This is a genomic window from Pseudonocardia sp. (assembly GCF_025965585.1).
Taxonomy (GTDB): domain Bacteria; phylum Actinomycetota; class Actinomycetes; order Mycobacteriales; family Pseudonocardiaceae; genus Pseudonocardia.
In genome coordinates this window covers 1-16,152 of the sequence record NZ_JAOPWR010000061.1, presented here as the reverse complement: position 1 = coordinate 16,152, position 16,152 = coordinate 1, and the positions used below count along the sequence as shown (strand labels likewise).

17 protein-coding genes and 5 pseudogenes are annotated in these 16,152 nt (G+C 68.4%); 11 read left to right on the top strand and 11 right to left on the bottom strand.

Annotation, left to right across the window (positions count from 1 at the left end):
- The 5 genes and pseudogenes from JWR81_RS03830 to JWR81_RS03810 all read left to right on the top strand — a co-directional run.
- The coding region (locus JWR81_RS03830) for a fumarylacetoacetate hydrolase family protein (protein ID WP_297646613.1) at window positions 1-428 on the top strand (428 nt) is incomplete at its 5' end.
- A gap of 60 nt (window positions 429-488) precedes the next feature.
- A complete protein-coding gene (locus JWR81_RS03825; RefSeq protein WP_367278724.1) occupies window positions 489-704 on the top strand; it encodes a transposase in 216 nt (71 codons plus the stop codon).
- A gap of 315 nt (window positions 705-1,019) precedes the next feature.
- On the top strand, window positions 1,020-2,993 hold the full coding sequence (locus JWR81_RS03820) for a primary-amine oxidase (protein WP_297646609.1): 1,974 nt from the start codon (window positions 1,020-1,022) through the stop codon (window positions 2,991-2,993).
- On the top strand, window positions 2,990-4,405 hold the full coding sequence (locus tag JWR81_RS03815) for an APC family permease (RefSeq protein ID WP_297646607.1): 1,416 nt from the start codon (window positions 2,990-2,992) through the stop codon (window positions 4,403-4,405). The genes JWR81_RS03820 and JWR81_RS03815 overlap by 4 nt, the downstream gene beginning before the upstream one ends.
- A gap of 111 nt (window positions 4,406-4,516) precedes the next feature.
- Window positions 4,517-4,708: pseudogene (locus tag JWR81_RS03810) on the top strand (IS30 family transposase); the annotation flags it as partial.
- Here the strand turns inward: JWR81_RS03810 and JWR81_RS03805 are convergent.
- A pseudogene (locus tag JWR81_RS03805) lies at window positions 4,663-5,130 on the bottom strand (transposase); the annotation flags it as partial. The pseudogenes JWR81_RS03810 and JWR81_RS03805 overlap by 46 nt on opposite strands.
- A gap of 341 nt (window positions 5,131-5,471) precedes the next feature.
- On the opposite strand from JWR81_RS03805, the gene JWR81_RS03800 reads away from it, so the two are divergent.
- Together JWR81_RS03800 and JWR81_RS03795 are read left to right on the top strand one after the other, a co-directional pair.
- Window positions 5,472-5,975: a MarR family winged helix-turn-helix transcriptional regulator gene (locus JWR81_RS03800; protein WP_297646605.1), complete on the top strand. Its 504-nt coding sequence runs from the start codon at window positions 5,472-5,474 to the stop codon at window positions 5,973-5,975.
- 65 nt (window positions 5,976-6,040) lie between these two features.
- Window positions 6,041-6,223 (top strand): hypothetical protein, encoded by a 183-nt coding sequence (locus JWR81_RS03795; RefSeq protein WP_297646603.1) that lies wholly within the window; start codon window positions 6,041-6,043, stop codon window positions 6,221-6,223.
- Window positions 6,224-6,301: 78 nt separating this feature from the next.
- On the opposite strand, the gene JWR81_RS03790 is transcribed toward JWR81_RS03795, so the two are convergent.
- Window positions 6,302-6,424, bottom strand: coding sequence for a hypothetical protein (locus JWR81_RS03790; protein ID WP_297646601.1), 123 nt, complete (start codon window positions 6,422-6,424; stop codon window positions 6,302-6,304).
- Window positions 6,425-6,544: 120 nt separating this feature from the next.
- Complete coding sequence (locus tag JWR81_RS03785; protein ID WP_297646599.1) at window positions 6,545-8,446, bottom strand: chloride channel protein; 1,902 nt, start codon at window positions 8,444-8,446, stop codon at window positions 6,545-6,547.
- Between the two features lie 435 nt (window positions 8,447-8,881).
- Between JWR81_RS03785 and JWR81_RS03780 the strand changes: the two genes are divergently transcribed.
- Window positions 8,882-9,145 carry a DUF3040 domain-containing protein gene (locus JWR81_RS03780; protein ID WP_297646597.1) on the top strand — a complete coding sequence of 88 codons (264 nt, stop codon included), beginning with the start codon at window positions 8,882-8,884 and terminating at the stop codon, window positions 9,143-9,145.
- Between the two features lie 199 nt (window positions 9,146-9,344).
- Here JWR81_RS03780 and JWR81_RS03775 read toward each other — a convergent pair whose 3' ends face one another.
- The 5 genes and pseudogenes from JWR81_RS03775 to JWR81_RS03750 form a co-directional block, all read right to left on the bottom strand.
- Window positions 9,345-9,506 carry a hypothetical protein gene (locus JWR81_RS03775; protein ID WP_297646595.1) on the bottom strand — a complete coding sequence of 54 codons (162 nt, stop codon included), beginning with the start codon at window positions 9,504-9,506 and terminating at the stop codon, window positions 9,345-9,347.
- A gap of 53 nt (window positions 9,507-9,559) precedes the next feature.
- Window positions 9,560-10,084: a CBS domain-containing protein gene (locus tag JWR81_RS03770; RefSeq protein WP_297646593.1), complete on the bottom strand. Its 525-nt coding sequence runs from the start codon at window positions 10,082-10,084 to the stop codon at window positions 9,560-9,562.
- A gap of 66 nt (window positions 10,085-10,150) precedes the next feature.
- Window positions 10,151-11,011: pseudogene (locus JWR81_RS34230) on the bottom strand (universal stress protein); the annotation flags it as partial.
- Window positions 11,012-11,094: 83 nt separating this feature from the next.
- Window positions 11,095-12,033: pseudogene (locus JWR81_RS03755) on the bottom strand (slipin family protein).
- A gap of 99 nt (window positions 12,034-12,132) precedes the next feature.
- Entirely contained in the window at window positions 12,133-12,411 is a 279-nt protein-coding gene (locus JWR81_RS03750; protein WP_297646591.1) for a DUF3040 domain-containing protein, read from the bottom strand.
- 162 nt (window positions 12,412-12,573) lie between these two features.
- On the opposite strand from JWR81_RS03750, the gene JWR81_RS03745 reads away from it, so the two are divergent.
- Window positions 12,574-12,993 (top strand): MarR family winged helix-turn-helix transcriptional regulator, encoded by a 420-nt coding sequence (locus tag JWR81_RS03745; RefSeq protein ID WP_297646589.1) that lies wholly within the window; start codon window positions 12,574-12,576, stop codon window positions 12,991-12,993.
- Window positions 12,994-13,070: 77 nt separating this feature from the next.
- Here JWR81_RS03745 and JWR81_RS03740 read toward each other — a convergent pair whose 3' ends face one another.
- The 3 genes and pseudogenes from JWR81_RS03740 to JWR81_RS03730 form a co-directional block, all read right to left on the bottom strand.
- On the bottom strand, window positions 13,071-13,403 hold the full coding sequence (locus tag JWR81_RS03740) for a cupin domain-containing protein (RefSeq protein WP_297646587.1): 333 nt from the start codon (window positions 13,401-13,403) through the stop codon (window positions 13,071-13,073).
- Between the two features lie 115 nt (window positions 13,404-13,518).
- On the bottom strand, window positions 13,519-14,142 hold the full coding sequence (locus JWR81_RS03735) for an MFS transporter (protein WP_297646618.1): 624 nt from the start codon (window positions 14,140-14,142) through the stop codon (window positions 13,519-13,521).
- A 62-nt stretch (window positions 14,143-14,204) separates the two neighbouring features.
- Window positions 14,205-14,522: pseudogene (locus JWR81_RS03730) on the bottom strand (MFS transporter); the annotation flags it as partial.
- 607 nt (window positions 14,523-15,129) lie between these two features.
- Here JWR81_RS03730 and JWR81_RS03725 point away from each other — a divergent pair.
- The gene (locus JWR81_RS03725) at window positions 15,130-15,510 is read left to right on the top strand and encodes a hypothetical protein (protein ID WP_297646585.1); all 381 of its coding nucleotides are present in this window, start codon (window positions 15,130-15,132) and stop codon (window positions 15,508-15,510) included.
- 224 nt (window positions 15,511-15,734) lie between these two features.
- Window positions 15,735-16,152: DNA polymerase ligase N-terminal domain-containing protein (locus tag JWR81_RS03720; RefSeq protein ID WP_297646583.1), on the top strand; the 418-nt coding region annotated here is incomplete at its 3' end.

The following is a 16,152-nucleotide window of genomic DNA, read 5'->3' as shown; positions in this document are numbered from 1 at the left end:
ATATCGCCGGGTATGCGATCGCCAATGACGTGTCCGAGCGCGCGTATCAGATGGAGCATTCCGGCGGCCAGTGGTCGAAGGGCAAGTGCTGCGAGACGTTCAACCCGCTCGGGCCGTGGCTGGTGCCGGCCGCCGACCTCGGCGACGCACAGGCCCTCGGGCTGCGTTCGTGGGTGAACGGGAGCGCCCGCCAGGCGTCGAGGACCGCGGACATGATCTTCGGGGTGGCCCGGATCGTGTGGGAGCTCAGTCAGTACATGGTGCTGGAGCCCGGTGACCTGATCAACACCGGGACCCCGGAGGGCGTCGCGCTGTCTGGTCGGTTCCCTTACCTCGCAGATGGTGATGTCGTGGAGTGCGAGATCGACGGGCTGGGCCGGCAGCGCCAGCTCGTCAAAGGGTGGAGATCCGCAGCGGAGACATCCTGATCCTGCGGACAACCGGGCAATGGTCGTACCCATCGGCACAGGCTCGAGGTCGAACTGACCTTGGTGGCTGAGCGTCGCCGCGGTCACGGCGCGATGTATGACGCGCTGAGCCACGGCCGGGTGGAACCGGAGCGGATCCGCCGGACACCGGCCTCGGTGCCGCTGCCCAGAACCATCGACGGGCGAATCGTGCTGGCGGTCGATGTCAGTCCCTGGTTGCGCTCCGACCGCCCCGACCACCGGCGCTTCCGCCCCCGGGGCCCAAACACGCCCTGAGGCTGCGCAAGCCGTCCGCTCGCTGGGAGTCCCGAGGTAGACCAGTGGCCTGCGATGCGGGAAACTGCGTGCCTGTCGAATGGGCCGGCCTCGTCGGTCACCCTGCCGGAGAAGGCGCTGATCTGTCAGTGCGCCAGCACCCCGTCCGCCGGCGCACCGTCACCCTTGGTTGACGCAAATGGGAACAGGACTGGCGGTCTTCGCGACCGGTCATGAGCCTACGCGATGACGACGTCGTGCAGTCGACGGTGGTCCGGCAGCGGAGCCGGGAGATCGTCCGGAGTGGAGGAACGAATGCGATCTGAGGCGCAACTCGTGGAAACCGGCCCGACCATCCATCCGCTCGATCCGCTCTCGACTGACGAGATCACCACTGCGGTGTCGATCATCCGGAAGGTCCGGGGCATCACGGACTCGACCCGTTTCGTGTCGGTGTCGGCGCTGGAGCCGTCGAAAGCAGAGCTCGCAGGTGGGCACGCGGGGGCGGTTCCGGGACGGACGGCGTTCGCCGTTCTCTACGACCGGGCCACCAGCCAGACGGTCGAGGCCATCGTGTCGCTGACCCGTGCGAGCGTGGAGTCGTGGCGTGAGATCGAGGGCGTCCAGCCCGGCATCATGCTCGAGGAGTTCTTCGCCGCGGAGGATGTCACGCGGGCGGACCCGCGCTGGCAGGAGGCGGTGCGCAAGCGCGGTGTCACCGACTTCAGCCTGGCCATGCTCGACCCGTGGGCCACCGGCTACAGCACAGAGACCGACGCGGGGCGTCGGCTCGTCCGCCCGCTGACCTTCATCCGGTCCGGACCGGATGACAACGGCTACGCTCGCCCGGTCGAGGGACTGTTGGTCGTTGTCGACCTCGACCGGATGACTGTGGTCGACGTCCAGGATCACGGCGTCGTCCCGCTGCCTCCGCAGGCGGGCAACTACATGCCCGAGCTGATGACCCTGCCGGGCAATCGCCCCGCCCACACCGGCCTGCGTGACGACGTGCGCCCGCTGGAGATCACCCAGCCGAAGGGTCCGAGCTTCACCGTCGACGCCCGTGAGGTGCGTTGGCAGAAATGGCGTTTACGGGTCGGGTTCAGCCCCCGCGAGGGGTTGGTGCTGCACACGGTCGGCTATGAGGACCGCGGCCGGCTGCGATCGGTGATCCACCGTGCGTCGATGTCGGAGATGTACATTCCCTACGGGGATCCGGCTCCGACCCACCGGTTCAAGAACGTGTTCGATGAGGGTGAGTACGGCATCGGGTTCCTGCTCAACCCGCTTGAGCGCGGGTGCGACTGTCTCGGCGAGATTTTCTACTTCGACGCGGTGGTCAATGACGCCGACGGCAACCCGGTGACAATTCCGAACGCGATCTGTCTGCACGAGGAGGACTTCGGCGTCAGCTGGAAGCACACCGACTTCCGCACTGAGAAGACCGAGGTCCGCCGCTCCCGCAGGCTCGTCATCTCCTGCTATGCCACCGTCGGGAACTACGAGTACGGGTTCTTCTGGTACCTCTACAACGACGGCGGCATCGAGTTCGAGGTCAAGCTGACCGGCGTCATCTCAACGGGCGCGGTGGCCGACGGGCAGCGTCCCGGCCATGGGACGCTCGTCGCGCCGAATCTCTACGGACCCCATCACCAGCACTTTTTCAACGTGCGACTCGACATGGCCGTGGACGGTCACCGCAACTCCGTCTACGAGGTCGACTCCGAGCCGCTCCCGATGGGCCCGGGCAACGAGACTGGCAACGCGTGGCAGACTCGCAAGACGCTGTTGGCCAGGGAGAGCGACTCGGGGCGGCTGATCGACCCGTTCAAGGCGCGCTACTGGACGATCGTCAACCCCGAGGTCGTGGGGGAGACCGGTGAGCCGGTCGGCTACAAGCTGTTACCGGGCGAGAACACGGTGCCCATGGCCGGTGAGGGTAGCCAGACGTGGAACCGCGCCGGGTTCGCCTACAAGCACCTCTGGGTCACCGCTCACGACGATTCGCAGCGCTACGCCGCAGGCGACTATCCCAACCAGAACAAGGGCGGGACCGACGGGCTACCGGTCTACGTCGCGGCCGACCGGCCGATCGAGAACACCGACGTCGTGGTCTGGTACACCTTCTGCGCGCATCACGTCGTACGCCCGGAGGACTGGCCGGTGATGCCGACCTCGCGTGTCGGGTTTCATCTCAAGCCCGTCGGTTTCTTCGACGGCAATCCCGCACTCGACCTGCCTCCGAGCCTTCCTGCCTGCCATTCCGTGCTTGGTGGCGAGCCCGGAGGAAACGGGCAGGTGCACCCGTGAGCGCCCCGCCATCGGACCCGGCCGCGGCGGGGCTCGCCCACAAGACCATGGGTCCGATCGAGGTGCTGGCCCAGTCCGTCGCCGCGATCGCACCTAGCGCCGTGATGGCCACCGGCCCGGCCCTCATCGTGCTCTCGGCGGGGAACGGATCATGGCTGTCATACCTGCTCGCCATGGTGACGGTCGTACTGATCGGCCTGTGCGTCGCCCAGTTCGGCACCAAGATCGCCTCGGCAGGATCGCTGTACGGCTATGTCGCCAAGAGCCTCGGCCCGCACGGCGCGTTCGCCGCCGGATGGGCCCTGGTCATCGGCTACGTCTTCATCGCGATGATCGGTGTCGTCGGCTTCGCCATCTACGGTGGCCAGCTGCTCGACGGGATCGGCATCCCGACCACGTCGTTGCTCGTCCAGATCCTGATCTTCATTGCCGCGGGCGTGGCCGCCGTGGCGTTCGCCTGGGCCGGTATCAAACTCTCCACCCGCGTCGGCCTGGTGCTGGAGGTCCTCTCGATCGCCGCCATCCTGGTGCTCTTCGCAGTGGTTCTGGGACGGCATGGGATCGCGCCCGACCCGGCCCAGACCCAGCTGACCGGGACCTCGGGGAACGGCGTCACCTTCGGGGTCGTGCTCGCCGTGCTGGGGTTCGTCGGTTTCGAGAGCGCAGCCGCCCTCGGCGCCGAGGCGAAGGAGCCCCATGGCGCCATCCCGCGCGCCGTGTTGATCTCTGCCGTCGTGGTCGGGTTGTTGTACGTCCTGGCCGCCTATGTCTCGATCCTCGGGCTCGGTACGGACGGGCTGAGCAACAGCGCCGCGCCCCTCGCCGATCTGGCCAAGGGGAACGGGCTGGGCGGGTTCAGCTACGTGATCGACCTCGGGGTGGCCGCGTCCTTCTTCGCCGTCACGATCGCGAGCATCAATGCGGCGGCCCGAGTGCTCTACTCGATCGCGCACGAGGGCGTGCTGCACACCTCGTTGCGCCGAACCCACGCCCAGCACAGGACGCCACACGTTGCCATCCTCGTGCTCCTTCCCGCGATCGTGCTGGTACCGGCGGTCATGGTCCTCGCGGGCGTCACGCCGCTCAATGTCTACGCCTACACCGGCACTATCGGCACCTTCGGCTACCTGACGGCCTATCTCCTGATGGCCATCGGCATGCCGATCTTCCTGCGACGCCACCACACCGTCCGCCTCTACCACTGGGTCCTGTCCGCGGCTGCGGTCATCGCGATCGTCTACGTGATCTATGCGAACCTGATCCCGGTGCCGGCACCCCCCTATAACGTGCTGCCATACCTCTACCTGGCGCTGCTCGCACTGGGTGTCGGCTGGTACGTGATCGCCCGTCGGCGCGACTCCGGCCCCGTCCTCGCCGCCGACGCACCGCAGACCCCCGAGCAGACGGTGTGAACGACGCGCCCGACCCGCCCGGTGCAGGACCTGGTGTCCTCACCGGGCCGGTCTGGGCGCCGGCCGATGGCATTCTGCAATGAGGTGGTGCGGGACCCGTGAGGATTGCACCGCGGCTCCAACGAGAACACGAACGGGCTGCTGCGCCAGTACCTCCCCGAGCACACCGACCTGTCCGGCTACACCGCCGGTGACCTCCGCGCCGTCGCTCGACAGATCAACGATCGACCACGCCTCGTCCTCGACGACGCCACACTCCGGGAAGCCATGAGACGGTCCCTGAGCACGGTCAACGCCAACTGATTCGCGACCTCCACTGGAAACCGCCACGGGTCGAGGGGCCGGTTATGCCAGTCGGCCATGCCGTCGAGGACCTTGCCGGAGATGGTCTGGCACGACACCTGCGCGCTGTAGACCTCGGCCAGATGGGCCTGGACTTCGCCGGTGGTCAGGCCCTTCGCCGAGAGCGAGATGACCACCTCGTCGACCCTGGACAGGCGTTTCTGGCGTTTGGCGACGATCTTCGGTTCGAAGGTGGCGTCCCGGTCACGGGGCACGTCGATCTCGACCGGGCCGACATCGGTCAGGACGGTCTTGGAGCGGTGGCCGTTGCGGGAGTTCCCGCCGTCACGCCCGGCCGGGTCGTGCCGGTCGTAGCCGAGGTGGTCAATGATCTCTCCCTCGAGCGCGGACTCCACCAGCCGTTTCGTCAGCGCCTGCGACAGCCTGCCCTCGCCGGCCAACTGCAGCCCACCCGCGCGAGCTCGACTGGCCAACCGGTCGATCAACTGCTCATCGACCATCCAGACCGGGCGCATCCCCATCCTCCGAGGCAGCGTGAGGGGTGTCCACGGTGGCTGGTTCCTGGACCGTGTCGTCAGTCATCGGTGCTACGTCCATGATCAGGAGCTACACCGATCTTCTTACAGTCCCGTTGTGCGGGCGACATGGCCGTGCCTTGCCCATTGCGGTTCGCGAACCCACCGCGGAGTCCGAGTGATATCAACCGTCGAGATGGCGGTACGCAACTTTTGCGATAGCACACGCGATCGGGCACACTGAAAGTGTGACGACGGCGAAGCCCGAGGACGGCACCGGTGCGGTTGCCACCTCTGATGTTGAAGCAGTGATGGCGGCGGCGCGGGTCTTGGTGGCGGTGAGCGCGCAGTCGATCGCTGGTGTCGACGACGTCGTGACGCTGCCGCAGCTGCGTGCTCTGGTGATGATCGCCAGCCGCCCGGCGATGAATCTGGGGGCGGTGGCGCAGGGTCTGGGTGTGCACCCGTCGAACGCGACGCGTCTCGTGGAGCGCCTGGTGGTCGCGGGTCTGCTCGACCGTCGTGACGATCCGACCGACCGGCGCAATCTGGTTCTCGAGCTCACACCTGAAGGACACCGCCTGCTGGAGCAGGTGATGGAGCACCGGCGGGTGGCGATCACGGAGATCCTCGATCGGATGCCGGCCGGGCGTCGGCGTGCGTTGGTCCCGGTGATGCGGGCGTTCGCCGAGGCGGGTGGGGAGACCCCGCATGACGCGGTGTGGTCGCTGGGCTGGACTACGGCGAGCTGAGTGAGCGCCGCCGTGGTGGAAGGCGAGCCGGGACTCGGGCACAGTGCCCCCGGGTGGTGGGGTCGATGAACGCGACACGTTTGCTGCTCAGCCCGATCTGCCACGAGGCGCCTCCTGGTGTGCGTGGGGACGTTGTCCGCATCAGCGATGGGCAGGTCACCGTCTACCTCCTGCCTGACGACTACGAGGCGACCGACGAGGCGACGTTGAGGGAGATGCTGGTGGCGAAGACCGACCACCGAACCTGACGTCCACGGATCGCTCATTCCGGGGGCACGCTCTCTAGAGGGGGATCGCGACCATCAGGACGAGCGACCCTCATATGATCAGACGAGGTAGGGGGAGCCGTAGGCGAGGGCGAGCATCGCGGCGCCGATTGTCGCGCAGGCGAGGCCAGCGCCGCGTTCGACGTCGGATTCTGTGGTCGAGTCTACGTCGTCGTGGGTCACGCACCTTCCCTGCGAGCTCGGGGTCGTCGCAGCTCAGATGCTGTTCGAGATCCCCAGCCGCCACCGTTGCCGTCTGTTCAGGCCCTGTCGGGACTCCGCGTCGTCTCCGGGTCCGTCCCATCACGCCGAGGCGGCGTCGGAACCCGTCAGTTCCGCCCGATCGCCGGTTCGTGGCCGGGCCGGGCGGATCCATCGGCGCGGGTTCATGGGGCGTTCGCGATGGTGTTCCTCGGCGAGGTCGCGCAGCCGTCCGTCGAGCAGTTGCTCAACGGTGACCACGCCGGCCAGTCGGGTGGGGTCATGGTCGTCCAGGACGGGGGCGGCTCCCACGGCCGCTTGTGCGAAGCGGGACGCGACGGTGCGCAGCGTGTCGCGGGAGTGCACGGTCAGTGGGTCGGTGATCAGCAGATCGGCGACGGTGGTGGCCTCGCGAGGTGCGGTGAGCTGTCGGCGGGTGACGACGCCGACCACGCGATGGTCCTCGTCGAGGACGGGGAACAGACGTTGCAGGGGTGCTAGCGGAGCGCCGGGGAGGGGGCCTCGGCGGGGGACGATGGCGTCGAGGACGGCGGTCGGAAGAGGGAGTGGATCGTCGGGGCGCAGTGTCGTGGGGGCGGGGTGCATGACCTCGTCGACGCGGAGGACCTCAAGTGGGTCCACGTCGTACTCGCGGGACAGGTGATAGCCGCGGCGTGCGATCTTCTCGGTGAGCACGGAACGCTTCAGCAGCAGGGCGGAGAGCCCGTAGGCAGCGGTCGAGGCGATCAGCAGGGGAAGCAGCGCGTTCCAGGCGTGGGTCAGCTCCAGGGAGAACACGACTCCGGTCAGGGGTGAGCGCATGACTCCGCCGACGACCGCGGAGAGGCCGACGACGGCCCAGAACCCCGGCGCGGTCGTGGGGAACACCAGTCCTTCCAGTGCGCCGAGCGCGGCGCCGATCATGAACACCGGGGCCAGGACCCCGCCGGACGTGCCGGAGCCGAGCGAGAGGCCCCAGATCAGGCTCTTCATCACCAGGATGCCGACGACCAGGGCGAGCGTGGCTCTGCCGGTGAGGAGCTCGTCGATGACGTCGTAGCCGACACCGAGGGCGCGGGGTTCGATCAGTCCGCCCACGCCGATGATGGCGCCGCCGATCGCGGGCCACCACATCCAGTGCAGCGGTAGCCGGGCGAAGGTGTCCTCGGAAAAGTACACGAGCGCGGTGACGGCGACGGCGAGCAGCCCGCCCAGCAGTCCGGCGACCACGCAGAGCAGGTCGACGACGGGGCTCGCGACGAGAGCGCCGAGGTCGACGGGGAAGATTGGTGCCGCGCCCAGCAGGGGCGCGCGCACGATCGCGGCGATGGCCACCGCGGCGGAGACGGGGAGGAAGCTGCGGGGGCGCCACTCGAACAGCAGCAGTTCTACGGCGAGCAGCACCGAGGCCAGGGGTGCGTTGAACGTGGCGGCCATGCCGGCGGCGGCGCCGGAGACCATGAGGGCCTTACGTTCGTCGGCGGACATGTGCAGGTGCTGTGCCAGGAGTGAGCCGAGCGCGCCGCCGGTCATGATGATCGGTCCCTCGGCGCCGAACGGGCCGCCGGTGCCGATGCTGACCGCGGCCGAGACCGGTTTGAGCACCGCGACGCGGGGCTCGACGCGGCTGCGGCGCATCAGGATCGCCTCGATCGCCTCGGGCATGCCGTGCCCGCGGATCTTCTCCGACCCGTAGCGCGCCATCACCCCGACGATCAGGCCCCCGACGACCGGGGCGAGGACCACCAGCCACGCCTGGTGGGGTCCCGATCCCGGTGCGACCATCGTCGTCGAGAGGCGCTGGAAGAAGACCAGGTTCGTGATCAGGCCGATGAGTCGCAGCAGTGCCCAGGCCGCCACCGCGCCCAGTGCCCCGATCGGCACCGCCCATGCGACCGTGACCAGGACCCGCGGAGTCAGGGTGAAATCGCCGAGGTGCGAGCGATGGGGCCGCGCCGCCGGGTCACCAGGGCGATCGTGATCGTCGATGTGTTTGTCGCGCACGCTCTCATCGTGGATGACGCGATTGCTAAAACGCAACTCATGCGAGATCGCACACATTGGTTTCAGCTGTTAGGCCAGCTCGGTACCGCAGAGTCAGCAGGAGTCGACGTGCTCGGCGTCGGGTAGGGCGCTGCACCTGGGACAGCGTGGGCCTCGGCCCGGAAGCGCTCGACGTGAAGCGGCGGCCCCAGGCGGCGACGCCAGGTCTGTGACGCACCGGGAAGCCTTGCCGGAGTCGGCGGGGGTGGTCTCGCCGAGTCCGGAGGGCTCGGAGGTCCGGAGCTGCCGACCCAGGTCGGCTGTCGTCGAAATTCTCTGGCGTGTGAGCGCATATTGTGCCACAGCAACCATTGCACCTAACGCATACAGCGACTTGTCGCAGTGCAGGGAGCTTCGTGGGAGTCGGCCCGAGGCGGGTCAGGATGCTTAGCGATCATGAACGGGACCGCCTGGGGTGAGCGGGATGTTCTCGCCGATGATCCCAATTTCGCGCGGTCGTTTTGCCGCGGACAGGCCCGTCTGGGTCGTGCCGGCAATCGACGGGCAGCGCTGGCGGCCTGCGGGGTCGCCACAGTGCTCAGTTCGCTGCTGTGGATGCTCGGCGCACCGGATGGCGCGCTCGCGGTCGCGGTGACGGTCGGAGCGATCTGGCTGGCCTGGAGGTGCTCGGCCGGCAACTCATCGCGGCCGGCGAGGTGACGTAGAGGCGTCGGAAGGCCGGTTGGTGTTGCCCGGGTTCGCTCCGGGGAAGATCGATACGTGCCGGCGAGATCGTGGCCCGTTCGCCGGACGGAGGATGGCGGCGTCGAAACTGGTGAGCCCGCCCGCAGCGGATGGACTGTCGACAGGCCGTTACCGGCTGCGGGGAGCGCTATGCGGCCGGGTGTGCGAAGCACCGCTACCCGGCCGGCGGCGCATCGTGGAACCGGTCGTGGATCTGGTCGCAGGTGAGCTGCACTTCGTCCCAAGCGCGGCGGGCCTCGGGGTCGGCGGCGAGCCGGCGCCGGGCCGCGGCGGCCGCCTCGGGGTCGCCGTTCTCGGCGAGGACGTGGAGGTCCACCAGTCGGTCTCGCCAACCGATGTCGCGCGCCGGCGCTGGTCTGTCCGTCGGTGTCACTGGTGAGCCAGGTACATGTCGCGCAGCACATCGGCTTCGAGCTGCACCTCCTCGAGCCGATGACGCACGACATCGCCGATGCTGACCAGTCCGCACAGAACGCCGGCCTGCACGACGGGTAGGTGGCGATAACGGGACCGGGTCATCTGTCGCATGAGGTGGGTCAGGGTGTCCTCAGGGGTGCACACCGGGATGTGGCGGGTCATGAACTCGGCCACCGTCTTCTCGCACATCGCAGCGCCGATCGTGCGCAGACCGCGGATCAGGTCGCGTTCGGTGATGAGGCCCCCCACGTGACCGCGGCCGTCGTCGCAGACCACCAGTGCCCCGATCGGCGGTGGGCCCGCCATCCGCTGGACGGCCTCGACCACCGGCGTCCACGAGTGGACCGTGTGCACCGTGCTTCCTTTGAGTCTCAGGATGTCTGCGACCTTCATCGGATCCTCCGGTTCACTGCGGGCCTCGTCGCTCAGAGGTAATTGTTGCTGACGCGCACTCATTGCGCAACAGTGCAGGCCCACTGTCGTTGGCTGTGACCGTCGGAGCGAGCCTGTGGAGGCTCGGGCGGTCCGGCGGCGTGGACGAGCTCACGAGACCATCCCTTGGTGGATCCAGGTAGGCGGCTCTGCGTCTGCCCTGCCGCCATGCTGAACGATCGCGATGGGGCAGTGGGCGTGTTGCAGCACGTTTTGGCTGACCGAGCCGAGCACCGTTCCGAGGATGTGTCCTCGGCCTCGCGATCCGACGACGATGAGGGCGGCACCGCGAGATTCGGTGATCAAGGTCTGGGTCGGGTCGCCGCGCACGCGTCTGGTGACGACGGGTAGGCAGGGGAACTCATCACGCCACCGGGCGAGCGCCTTCTCCACAGCCCTGTTTCCGAAGAGCTCGGCCATCACTGACGGACCGGAGACTGCTTCGAAGTCGGCGGGTGGGTCCGGTGTCCAGGCGTGCACCGCGGTCAGGGGGATCCCGCGTTGCCACGCCGCCTGGAACGCGAACCCGATGGCGGGTGTGCAGGACGGCGTCCGGTCCACGCCCACGACGACACGGGCGACCGAACGGGATGCTGACCCGTCAACGCAGGCGCCCACCGTCGGGCGGATGACGACGACGGGACTGGACGCGTGCGTGGCGACGTGGATGGCCACCGACCCTGCCAGCAGGCCGCGCAGCCCGGATCGGCCGTGGCTGCCCACGACGAGCAGCCGAGCGGCCGGGGCTTCACCGAGCAGGCCTCGCGCGGCTGACCCCCGAATCAGGTGTGTCGAAACGTCGATGTCGGAGGCCACCGCCCGTGCCCGGGCCACTGCCTCCCGCAATACCAGCTCGGCCGCGGCGCGCACCGGGAGGAAGCCATCGATCTGCGTGACGTACCCGTAGGGGTCCGCAGGCAGCGGTGGCCGGAAAGCGTGCACGATCCGCAGGTGACAGCCTCGGGTCGCGGCCTCGGCGGCCGCCTAGTCCACTGCGTCACCGGCGGTGCCGTCGTCGACACCCACGACGACGACCTCCCGATCCTTACCGCGGTTCATCTGCCGGTGACCGCGGCGGCCACCGACGTCTCCGTCGATGCGGTGCCTATCGCCGGGCTCTGGTGGTCGTCCGCAGCGGGCTCACCGCTATCAACGCCAGACTGCTGGTTTTTGACCAGCCCGTTCAACGGGGCCGGGGGGTCGGTCGAGGCGGCCTCGGGCGGGGCTGCTTTCGCCGTCTCGGCGGGTGTGGCGCGTTCGAGGAAGCGGAGTAGTTCGACGGGGAAGGGCAGTACGAGGGTGGAGTTCTTCTCGGCGGCGACCTCGACGACGGTCTGCAGGAGGCGTAGTTGCAGCGCGGCGGGGTGTTCGGTCATCACCTCGGCGGCTTGGGCGAGTTTCGTGGAGGCCTGCAGCTCGCCGTCGGCGGTGATGATGCGGGAGCGTCGTTCGCGTTCGGCTTCGGCCTGGCGTGACATGGACCGTTTCATCGATTCGGGCAGGGCCACGTCCTCGATCTCGACGCGGTCGATGTGCACGCCCCAGTCCACGGCGGGGCTGTCGATCATGAGTTCGAGGCCCTGGTTGAGCTGTTCGCGGTTGGAGAGCAGGTCGTCGAGGTCGCTCTTGCCGATGATCGAGCGGAGTGAGGCTTGCGCGACTTGCAGGATCGCTGAGGCGTAATCCTGGACATCGACGGCGACGCGCACCGGGTCGATCACGCGCTAGTAGAGGACGGCGTCGACGCGGACGGTGACGTTGTCGCGGGTGATGCCGTCTTGGGCGGGCACGGGCTGGGTGATGATCTGCATGCAGACCTTCTGTAGCCGGTCCGCGAACGGTGTGATCAGCGCGAGCCCGGGGCCGCGGGTCGTGGATCGCACTCGGCCGAAGCGGAAGCCGACGCCCCGTTCGTACTGCTGCACGACCCGGACGCTGGCCGCGGCTGTGATCAGGCCCAATGCCAGTACGGCGATCAGGACGGACACGATGATCGTGATCATTCGACCTCTGGTGCTCCGGGTGGTTGGGGCCGAACTGCATTCCTCGGCGATCGACGTCGCCTGCGGTGGTCGCTCTTACGCGCGAACAGCTCACGGAGTCTGCCGTTTGGTGTCGATGGAGCGGCGCCACGCCACCCAGATCAGCCCCGTCGCGGTGGCGAACGCCAACGCGCCCGCCAACGACCCGGCGAGCAGCATCAGCGCGGCCAGCAGGGCCGCGACCACGACCGCGATGGCGGCACCGATCTGGTGGGGGCGTCGCGACAGTCGTGTCTGGCGCTCCTGGAAGGTACGGGTGAAGCCGGGGTCCTCGGCCATGCACTGGCGCTCGACCTCACGCAGCATCTTCCGCTCGTGATCACTGAGCATGACCCACCTCCTTGAGATGGTCTCCAGCTCGCGCATCTCAGTGCGGACAAGTGGCAAGCATATCGCAGAACGATATAGCTTGAGAAGCGGCACAAGTCGGGTCGGCGTGGTGTCATGTCGGTTGTGACAGCAGCGGCGGGCGGGCAAGCGGATTCGGCACCCTTGACGAAGCAGGACTTCGAGGCATTGGCGCGGTTCCGCTTCGGGATCCGCCGCTATCTGCGCTTCAGCGAGGAGACGGTGCGCCGCCACGGCCTCACCCCTCAGCAGTATCAGCTGCTACTCGCGCTGAAGGGGTTCCCGGACCGGGAATGGGCGACGGTGCGGGAACTGGCCGATCGGCTCCAACTGCGCCACCACAGCGTGGTCGAACTGGTCGACCGGGCCCAGAAGCAAGGGCTCGTGCAACGGGCGGCCCATCCTGGTGACGCGCGCGCGGTGCGGGTGCTGCTGACCGAGGACGGCGATCAGATCCTGGCTCGGCTCAGTGCACTGCACCGCGACGAACTCCGCCGCATGGATCTGACCCTCATGCTCCCCCGGTGGCACGACGAACAGGACGAGGCTTCATCCGGCCCGTGAGGCTTGGACAGCCTCTACGCCTCGTCGTCCTCACGGTGATCGGAGCTGCTTTCATGACCGCGCGACGCTCCGTCTCATCAGCCGCGTCTGCCGACGGTGAGCAGCACGGCCGAGTCCTCGAGGGCATCGAGGGTGTGCCGGGCGGCGGGCACGATGAGGAGATCCCCGGGGGAGCCATTCCACTCCTGGTCGCCCGCGTTCAGGCGGACCCGTCCGTGCAGTACGTGCAGGGTGGCCTCGCCCGGGCTGTCGTGCTCGTCGAGCCCGTGGCCCGCGGCCAGCGCGATGAGCGTCTGGCGGAGCACATGTTCGTGGCCGCCGAACACGGTGTGTGCGCTGCGCCCGCTGGACGCCTGTCGTGCGATCTTCAGCTGCTCACGGGCGAGGGCGGTGAGCGAGGACTTCTTCATCAATGCGCCTTCCGACGTTGTGGCTGTGGGACGAGGAGCTTGCAGAGGTCATCCTCGGCTTTTCTCCTCACCGCGTCCCCATCCGGGCCGTCGCGCGCGGGTGCCGAAACGATCCTCATTGCTGAGGTAGACGATGTAGGGGTGCCAGAGGTGGCCGACGGGTGCGCTGAAGGCGGCGGGCGAGCTTCGCGAGCAGGGCGAACGTGGCGCCGAACGTGGCTCCGAGAGCGGCGGCCAGGCAGAGGAAGGCCCTGGTGCCCAGCGGCAGGAGCGGCAGGTGCAGGGCGGCCAGTACCGCGAGTGCCGCGGCGGCGGCGGCGGCGAAGCTTGCCGCGAGCACCGGCACCGGACCGACGCGGTCGGACAGCCACCCACCAACCGGCCGCATCAGCACCGCGAGGACCACGAAGCCGGCGATGCGGGTGGCCGCGTCCTCCGCCGTCAGCTCGTAGGCGTTGCGGAGATAGGTGGCAGGTAGACGCTGAACGCGACGAAACCTCCGAAGCTCACCGCGTAGAGCAGCGACATCTGCCCGACAGCCGGCAACCGGACCGTCTCCCAGGTGCGCGCGAGGAACCGATCCTGTCGCGGGAACCCGTCCGGGTGCGTCGCGCAGCGCCACCGCGGAGATCGCCGCGTACAGCGCGAGCACCACGGCCACGATGACGAAGGGAGCGGCCCGCCCGTAGGCGTCGGCGAGGCGGACCGTGACGAATGCGGATACGGCGGTCCCGCCCATGCCGATCCCGAAGACACCAACGCAAGCCCGCGGCGTTGCGGCGGGAACCAGGCGCTGACCAGCGGCACGCCCACGGCGAAGGCGGTCCCGCCGATCCCGAGCAAGAACCCGCCAACGATCAGCAGCGGGTACGTGTCGGCGATGAACCCGACGAACAGCACCGGGGCGATCGTCAGGACGCTCACTGCCCGGAACATCACCCGGCTCCCGAACCGGTCGGTCAGCGCACCGACAGGGATCCGCCCTACCGACCCGACGACCACCGGGACCGCGACGAGGAAGGCCTGCTGGAAGGCGCTGAGGTCCAGCTCGGCGCGGTAGGCGGCACCGAGCGGGCTGATCAGCGCCCAGGTCCAGAAGCTGAGCAAGGAACCCGTCATCGCGAACGCGAATCCGCCAAGCCGGACGGGGTGTGTGGCGCACCGAGAGCGGTTCCGTGGACGACACCGCCATGGCCTGCTCCTCGCGGATCGTGAACCGATTGCACGGTTCATCGACCGGCCGAGGACCCGAGCCAGTCGCTGCAAGCTAGACGATCCAGGAAACGCGCGGATAGGGCCTGTCGGAGCAATGGTGCAAACGGCTGATCCGATCGGCTGCGTCCGGCTGTCGCCGGCAACTGGCGGATCCGACCCGGGAACGGTGTGGGTGTGTGGATTCCGCGACAATCTGACGCGCGTTCGGTCGACAGGTTTCAGCTGCCGGAGTGCTCTCGGCGTCGTTGATGGTGTGCGGGAGCGGCGAGTCGCCCGTCCGCTTCATAGTGTTTCTTGTCGGCCTGTGATGGGGGTGGGGGTGGCGCGTCCACGGTGGGCGGCTGGGGCGGGGAGTCCGGGGGGTGGTCAGACTGGTGCTCCACCTTGTGGGTTCCGTGCGTCGCCGCGCAACGCGTTGTGGCGGGAGAGGGGCAGCAGCATCATGACATCGATCTCGGAGAGCCGTATTCAGGGCAGCATCACGAGGTTCTCGGTGGATGCGTGATCGGCGATGCCTGATCTGCCGCGTGTGCTGCACGGCGTGCAGCCGATCGTTGCCGACCACACGGCGCAGCCGATGGGGGTGGTGTGGCGGTTGGAGGAGGTCGGCCGCCAGCTTGACGCGAACGTGCTGAACCTGCCTGCGGGGCAGAGGATCGGTGCCCATGTCGAGCCTGATCTCGATGTGCTCTTGGTGGTCGTCGCGGGCAGCGGGTCGATGGTCACCGAGGCGGGATTGCTCACGTTCGGCCCTGGCGAGTTGGTGTGGCTGCCCCACGGCTCGGTCCGCAGCCTCGCTGCCGGCTGCGACGGCCTTGCCTATCTGACTGTGCACCGCCGCCGGCCGGGGATGCAGATCCGCTCGGGCGGACAGGCGGCCGCCGATGGCTGAGGACTTAACTAATTGGTTCGGCCGCGCATTGCAACGGAGGTTCGGGCCGACCACCGGGTAGGGCCGGCCTCCGGCGACGGTGTGGTGGCGATGGGAGGGCATTGGGTTGGTAGAGCAGATGACCCGGATGGAGGGACGCGGCTGGGAACCGTGACCAGAAGGCCCGGGGCCCCGGCGCGGAGAGAGCTGATCAGGTGTCGCCGGAACCGGCGTACAACCGAGCTGTGGGCGATGAACCGTCGGCCTACCAGCGGAAGCGCTCCGCGTCGCGCACCCCCGAGCCGATGCCCGCCGAGGGGCCTGTGCCCCGGGGCCGCGATGACCTGTTCGTCGTCCACGAGCACCACGCGTGGCGGCTGCACTGGGATCCGCTGCTCGAACGCGGCGGGGTGCTGGCGTCCTGGGCGCTGCCCGAAGGGCTGCCGACCGATCCGCGGACGATCACCTCGCGATACAGACCGAGGACCACCCGCTCGACTACGCCACGTTCGACGGGGAGATCCCGGCCGGGCGAGTACGGCGCCGGACGGGTCGAGATCCGGGACCACGGCACCTACGACTGCGAGAAATGGACCGATCGCGAGATCAAGGTGGGGGAATACCGTCGCAGACCCCGAACAGACGGTGGTGGTCGACCCAGGC

Coding starts and splice junctions, on each gene's coding strand:
- JWR81_RS03795 (WP_297646603.1), top strand. CDS start 6,041: ATGAACGCGACACGTTTGCTGCTCAGCCCGATCTGCCACGAGGCGCCT.
- JWR81_RS03780 (WP_297646597.1), top strand. CDS start 8,882: ATGAACGGGACCGCCTGGGGTGAGCGGGATGTTCTCGCCGATGATCCC.
- JWR81_RS03750 (WP_297646591.1), bottom strand. CDS start 12,411: ATGCTCAGTGATCACGAGCGGAAGATGCTGCGTGAGGTCGAGCGCCAG.
- JWR81_RS03740 (WP_297646587.1), bottom strand. CDS start 13,403: ATGAAGAAGTCCTCGCTCACCGCCCTCGCCCGTGAGCAGCTGAAGATC.
- JWR81_RS03735 (WP_297646618.1), bottom strand. CDS start 14,142: ATGGGCGGGACCGCCGTATCCGCATTCGTCACGGTCCGCCTCGCCGAC.
- JWR81_RS03725 (WP_297646585.1), top strand. CDS start 15,130: ATGCCTGATCTGCCGCGTGTGCTGCACGGCGTGCAGCCGATCGTTGCC.